General features: G+C 65.4%; 6 protein-coding genes. 2 read left to right on the forward strand and 4 right to left on the reverse strand.

The genetic code is table 11. From position 1 onward, the window contains the following. Window positions 1–25: 25 nt before the first annotated feature. Both VW23_RS06670 and VW23_RS06675 read right to left on the reverse strand, forming a co-directional pair. Window positions 26–2,191, reverse strand: a complete 2,166-nt coding sequence (locus VW23_RS06670; protein WP_069908802.1) for a CHASE2 domain-containing protein — start codon at window positions 2,189–2,191, stop codon at window positions 26–28. Between the two features lie 23 nt (window positions 2,192–2,214). Further along, window positions 2,215–2,985 (reverse strand): FecR family protein, encoded by a 771-nt coding sequence (locus tag VW23_RS06675; RefSeq protein ID WP_069908803.1) that lies wholly within the window; start codon window positions 2,983–2,985, stop codon window positions 2,215–2,217. 191 nt (window positions 2,986–3,176) lie between these two features. On the opposite strand from VW23_RS06675, the gene VW23_RS06680 reads away from it, so the two are divergent. Both VW23_RS06680 and VW23_RS06685 read left to right on the forward strand, forming a co-directional pair. Then, window positions 3,177–3,563: a DUF3307 domain-containing protein gene (locus VW23_RS06680; protein WP_069908804.1), complete on the forward strand. Its 387-nt coding sequence runs from the start codon at window positions 3,177–3,179 to the stop codon at window positions 3,561–3,563. 8 nt (window positions 3,564–3,571) lie between these two features. Further along, complete coding sequence (locus tag VW23_RS06685; RefSeq protein WP_069908805.1) at window positions 3,572–3,838, forward strand: hypothetical protein; 267 nt, start codon at window positions 3,572–3,574, stop codon at window positions 3,836–3,838. Window positions 3,839–3,858: 20 nt separating this feature from the next. Here VW23_RS06685 and VW23_RS06690 read toward each other — a convergent pair whose 3' ends face one another. Next, on the reverse strand, window positions 3,859–4,329 hold the full coding sequence (locus VW23_RS06690; RefSeq protein WP_069908806.1) for a Crp/Fnr family transcriptional regulator: 471 nt from the start codon (window positions 4,327–4,329) through the stop codon (window positions 3,859–3,861). Between the two features lie 222 nt (window positions 4,330–4,551). Continuing rightward, on the reverse strand, window positions 4,552–6,363 hold the full coding sequence (locus VW23_RS06695; RefSeq protein WP_069908807.1) for an IlvD/Edd family dehydratase: 1,812 nt from the start codon (window positions 6,361–6,363) through the stop codon (window positions 4,552–4,554). Window positions 6,364–6,551 lie beyond the last annotated feature (188 nt).

The following is a 6,551-nucleotide window of genomic DNA, read 5'->3' on the forward strand; positions in this document are numbered from 1 at the left end:
CCCCTCCCCTCAAGGGGGAGGGGAGCTAGGCCGCCGGGGTGATTGGGACCACGGTTTCGGTGGACACAAAATCCATGCGGCGGCCGGGGAGCAGTTCGTAGAATTTCTTGAGGCCGGGTTCGAGCTTGGCCGATAGCGCGATACACTCGGCGATAGCGCCGCGGGTGTCGCGGCCGGTGCGGAGCGCCTCGAGCGCTTCGGCGTGGGTGACGCGCAGCAGGTGGAAGGCGCCGGACTTGGCGAGGTCGGCATCGCCGACCAGGAGGTAGATGACGACGCGTTCGGCCTTGCCCTTCAACGCCAGCGCGCCGGCTTCGAGGAAGGCGAAATCGGTGACGATGAGGCGGACCGGATCGGCAACGAGGATGTCGTAGCCGACCTCCTTGCAGGCGCTTTCGACCCGGCTTGCGACGTTCACCGTGTCGCCGAGGGCGGAATAATCGAAGCGGGTTTCGAGGCCCATATTACCCACCAGCGCTTCGCCGGTGGAGATGCCGATGCCGATGCCGAGCTCCTGCACCGCGGCCTTGCCCGCCCGAAGCTGGAAGGCATCGGTATGGTTCAGTTCGGCGAGCTTCTGGCGCATGCCCAGTGCGGAGCGCAGGGCTTTGCGCTCATGGTCAGGGACGTCGACGGGCGCGTTCCAGAACGCCATGATGGCGTCACCGATGAACTTGTCGATGGTGCCCATGCGGCCGATGATCTCGTGGCCCAGGGCGCCGAACAGGGTGTTGAGAATGGCGAGGATGCGCTTGGGTTCGAGCTTCTCGCTCAATGAAGTGAAGCCGCGCATGTCGGAGAACAGCACGGTGATACGGCGCACTTCGCCACCGAGCTTCAGCCGGTCGCCGTTCTTTTCGATCTCGCTCAGCAACGACGGGGCGACGTAGTAGCCGAAGGCCCGGCGGATCTGCTTTTTGGCGCGCTCGGTGGTAACGAAGCGGAAGAACACCAGCGCCAGGTAGAGCAGGGTCAGCCCGATCAGCGGGTAACTCGGGTCGAGCATGATGCCGCTGGTGGTGAACATCCACCACGAAAAGCCGATGGCGGCGGTGAGCGACAGCGCACCGGCAGCAATACCGACAAGCGGGCCGAGCAGCAGCACCACCACCACCATGAAGGCGCCGAGCGCCAGGAAGCCGACGATTTCGAGCCCCGCCACCCAGTCGGGGCGGCTGAGATAGGTGCCTGAGAGGATCTGTTCGACCGCCTGGGCGTGGATGGTGACGCCGGCGACATTGTCGCCCAGCGTCGTGTTGTGCAGGTCGAGCAGGCCCGAGGCCGAGGTGCCGACCAGCACGATATTGCCGGCGATCCGATCGCTGAGCTGCTGGTAGTTCGGCCCGAGCAGGTCGGCGGCCGAGACCAGCAGGTCCGGATCGGGGCGGCTATAGTAGAGCCAGAGATCGCCCTCGGAGGTCAGCGGCACGGTGAAATCGCCGAGCCGGATGCTGTCGACATAGCCCTCGGCGGCGGTATCGCCGAACACCACCACGGTGCTGATGCCCATGGCGACACGCAGGGCCTCGACCGAGAGCGTGGGGAACAGCTGGCTGCCATTGGTCCACAGCATGGGGATGCGGCGGACGGCGCCGGCCGAGAGTTGGGAATTGAGGCTGACGGCGGCAAGCCCGGGGGCGGCGTCGCGCAGGATGGGGATCGGCGCGGCGGTGCCGGTGAGGAACGGGATGCGCTCGGTGGGGTCGGGGCCGGAGATGGCGAAACCGCCCTTGGGGCCGCCGGTCAGCGGCTTGCCGGAGGGCGCGCGCGAGAAGCCGAGGATAGATGGCGAGCGCGACAGCGATGCGGCGAAGATGGCGTCGTAATCGGGGAGGGTCGCGGCGTCGACGCCGGGCAGGCCGGCTGCAATGCGGCTCGGCGACATGCGGTCGATTTCGGGGAACAGCACGTCGAAACCGATGGCGGCGGCGCCCAGTTCGGTCAGCCGGTCGGTGACGGCGGCGAGGCGATCGCGCGGCCATGGCCACTGGCCGAACTCGGCGAGGGCGGCTTCGTCGATATCGATGACGCGAACCGGAAACTCCGCCTGCGGCCGGGGGTGCAGGCGCTGGTAGAAATCGAAGGCGATCTCGCGCAGCGCCTGCACCGGGAACGGATCGGCGATGCGCAGCAAGGTCAGCAGCACCACGATGACGAGGCCGGCGAGGATAGGCAGCAGGCGTCGTAACATCGGCGGGTCGTGTCCTGGTATGGTTAGCCGTTGGGGCCGATCTGGAACCCAGGCCGTTGCGTCCGTGGTGGTGGCTGGTTGTCCGTGTTTCCGCCGCCGGCGTCGGTGTCGTTGGGCACTACGGCCCGGTTGAGGCACTCACGGGCCTGCGCCACCCAGAACGGGCTCATCAGGTCGCTCTCGGAGACGGCCCAGGGGAACATGCCGCGCATCGAGGTGCGCTCGGCGCCGACGAAATCCTCGGTATTGCCGAGCAGCCGGGCATCGGTCAGGTCGGCCATGCCGACATCGCAGAAGTCATCGACGGTGATGCACTTGTTGGCCTTGTTGCACATCACCACGGCGCCGTGGAACAGCAGCAGGGAATAGTGATCGGAATGGACGTTGAGGTCGAAGGCGGTGCCGCGCACCCCGACGGTGCCGGTGGGCGTGGTGATCAGGTAGCGGTCCTTGGGGGCGCCGCCAGTGACGAAGCGGAAGGTCCCTGACAGGGCGTTGATAGCGAACTTGCCGCCCGAACCATCCTCGCGCAGCAGGTAATCCTCGATCACCAGCGAGGAGCGCGGGCCGACCACCAGCTTGGTCTTGTCGGAGAAGCGGATCTGCACGAGGCCCTTGGCATCGGTGACGACGCGATCGCCGATGAACACATCGGTGCCGACCACCAGGGTCTTGCTGCCTTGCTTGTCCTCGAGCCGGGCAGCCGGGTCGACACCGAGCGCGGTGCCCGAGGCGGCAAGCACTGGCTGAGCCGCCAACAGCAGCAGAGCAATCGAGGTGAGCAGCCTCAGCATCGAAATCTCCCAGCAGGACAGACGTCCGGCGCGGACCACCTGCCACGCCGCCCATGAACGCCGGCTGAACGGCGCCGACGGGAACCTAGCACAGGAGTAAACTCTGCGCTTGCCTCAGACAACCGGAGCTTGCAAGCATCAGCTCCCGGGGATGGGCCGTGGGGGCGCCACCCCCGCAAGGACAAGACCGAATGGTCGGACTATTCTTTCTGCTGTTCATCGGACTGGAGCTCAAGCACTACATCGCCGACTATTTTCTGCAGCCGGGATGGATGCTGGGCGGTAAGGGCGATTTCCGCCAGCCGGGCGGTTATGCGCATGCGGGCGTGCATGCCGGGCTGACGGCGCTGGTGCTGCTCCTCGCGGGCACGCCGCTCCCCTGGCTCGTCGGCATCGTGGTGGCCGAGTTCGTGGTGCATTACCTGCTCGACTACTCAAAGATCCACTATTCACGCGGCGTGCATGTCGACACGCAGCCGCGGCGCTTCTGGAGCCTGCACGGGCTCGACCAGATCACCCATCAGCTGACCTATGCCGCGATCATCTATGTGGTGCTGCTGAGCAAAGGCCTGGTGTAGGTGGGCCGATGACGCCGGACTTGCAGCGGGTCGAGCAGGCGCACTGGGAGGACTGGGATCCGATCGGCGTTCGCGCCATGGGAGGGCCCAGCGACGAGTACGACAGCTACGCGCCAACCATTCTTCGCATGCTGCTGGCCGGCGCGACCGAGGAGGAGTTGGTCGTGCACCTTTATGCCATCGAAACCGAGCAGATGGGGTTGGGTGGCGGCCAGCGGCCCTACGGCGCGGCGCGTGCGCTATTGAGGCTGGCTCCGCAGCGTGGGGACGGGTGACCCCACGCTCGAGGGCAGGCCTACTTCCGGGTGCGCTTGGCGTGTTTGGCTTCGTCGGGCTTTTCGATCAGCTGGGCGAGGATCTTGTCGACGAGGTCGAGGTCCTCGCGCTTGCCTTCGGATTGCTGCTGCAGATCGACCAGGTATGAGGTGGTGTAGTAGAGCCGACGGGCCAGCAGCGTCGCGACATAGAGGGCGATTTCGGGGTTGCCGCCCAGAAAGCTGATGGCGTCGGCGATGGCGTAGGCCTTGACCGTCGAGAGTGCCTTGACCGTGGCGCTCGAGGGCATGTCGAGCAGTACCGCCATCTCGCCGAAGATCGAGCCGGGCTCGTCGATATAGCTGACCTGGGTGTCCTTGCGGAGCACTTCGACCTGGCCCTCGATCAACACGAAGAGCTGGCCTTCCTGCCCGCCTTCGCGGATCAGCACCTGACCGGGCTTGAAGGTCTGCGCCTCCCGCCCTTTGCAATAGTCCAGAATATCAGACATCGAGCCCTCACCCGCCACTAGATTTTGTCACGCTTTCGAACCGGAAAAGTCTGCAATCCCCGCCTTCGCGAGGACAGGCATTTTCCTGAAAGCGCTCCAGCGCGCCCGCGATAGTGCGCTGACCCTGACTTGTTCGTCAAACATTGCGGCGGCTTGTTGGCCCATTGGCGCGACCGGCGCAAGAAGAAAGGGCCGGTGAAGACCGGCCCTTTCGATTTTTCATCAGTGGTTGTCGCGCGGCACGCCGGCGGTCTGTGCCAGGCGCTGGTAGTTGACGGCGTTCTTCAGTACGCCGCCGGCGCCGAGCTGGTCGACGATACCGCGTTGGATTTCCTGCCACGGGGTCTGATGCGCCGGATACTTGTAGCCGCCGGCGGCATGCAGTTCGGCGCGACGCTGCTCGATCTCCTCGGCGGAGATGAGAATGTCGGCCTCGCCCTTGTTGAGGTCGATGCGGACGCGGTCGCCGGTCTTCAGAATGGCGAGGTTGCCGCCGGCCGCCGCTTCCGGCGAGGCATTGAGGATGGAGGGCGAGCCCGACGTACCGGACTGGCGGCCATCGCCGATGCAGGCGAGCGAGGTGATGCCCTTCTTGATCAGGTAATCAGGCGGCCGCATGTTCACCACTTCGGCGGCGCCCGGATAACCGATCGGGCCGGCGCCGCGCATGAACAGCAGGGTGTGTTCGTCGATCGCGAGCGAGGGATCGTCGATGCGGTGGTGGTAATCCTCCGGACCGTCGAACACCACGGCCTTGCCCTCGAACGCACCCAGGTCGTTGGGGTTGTTGAGGTAGCGCAGGCGGAACTCCTCGGAGATCACCGAGGTCTTCATGATGGCGTTGTCGAACAGGTTGCCGCGCAGCACCAGGAAGCCGGCTTCGGCCTTCATCGGGTTGGTGAACGGCCGGATCACCTTGTCGTCCTGGATGGTGGTGGTGCGGCAGTTCTCGCCGATGGTCTTGCCGTTGACGGTCGGGGCGTTCTCGCGGATGAGGCCCTGCTTCATCAGCTCGTTGACCACCGCCGGCACGCCGCCGGCATGGTAGTAATCCTCACCCAGATACTCGCCGGCCGGCTGCATGTTGACCAGCAGCGGCACCTTGTGGCCGTGCGTCTGCCAATCGTCGATATTGAGCTCGACGCCGATATGGCGGGCGATGGCGTTGATGTGGATGGGGGCGTTGGTCGAGCCGCCGATCGCCGAATTCACCACGATGGTGTTGATGAAGTTGTCTTTGGTCAGGATGTCGGAGGGCTTGAGGTCCTCGTGCACCATCTCGACGATGCGCATGCCGGTGCGCCAGGCCATTTCCTGGCGGTCGCGATAGGGCGCCGGGATGGCGGCCGAACCGGGCAGCTGCATACCGAGCGACTCGGCCAGCGAGTTCATGGTCGAGGCAGTGCCCATGGTGTTGCAGTAGCCGGTCGAGGGGGCAGATGACGCTACCAGCTCGATGAACTGCTCGTAGCCAATCTCGCCGGCGGCCATCATCTGGCGCGCCTTCCAGACGATCGTGCCCGAACCGGTGCGCTCGCCGCGGAACCAGCCGTTGAGCATCGGGCCGACCGACAGGGCGATCGCCGGGATGTTGACGGTGGCGGCGCCCATCAGCATGGCCGGGGTGGTCTTGTCGCAGCCGATGGTCAGCACCACGCCATCGAGCGGGTAGCCGTACAGCACTTCGACGAGGCTGAGATAGGCGAGGTTGCGGTCGAGCCCGGCGGTCGGACGCTTGCCGGTTTCCTGGATCGGGTGGACCGGGAATTCCATGGCGATGCCGCCGGCATCGCGGATGCCGTCGCGCACGCGCTTGGCGAGCTCCAGGTGGTGGCGGTTACAGGGCGAAATATCGGAGCCGGTCTGGGCAATGCCGATGATCGGCTTACCGGACTGCAGCTCTTCACGCGAAATGCCATAGTTGAGATAGCGCTCGAGGTAGAGCGCAGTCATGTCCGGGTTTTCCGGATTGTCGAACCAGGCGCGCGACCGGAGCTTCTTGCCCTGCGCGGTCTCGCCTTTACCCGAACTCATAGTGATCTCCTCAAATCAACAGGCTGTCCCGACGATCCATAGCCCAATCCCGAGGGACTGGGCAGGCATTCCTTCGATTGAGGGAGGATCGTACCGGGGGGATGATAGAGATCGGGATGTCGGGTTGCAATGGGCGGAATGGGGGCGCGAGCACCTACCCCCATGGCTGGGAGCGCGCGGCCCACCCC

This window comes from Devosia insulae DS-56 (genome assembly GCF_000970465.2).
GTDB lineage: Bacteria > Pseudomonadota > Alphaproteobacteria > Rhizobiales > Devosiaceae > Devosia_A > Devosia_A insulae.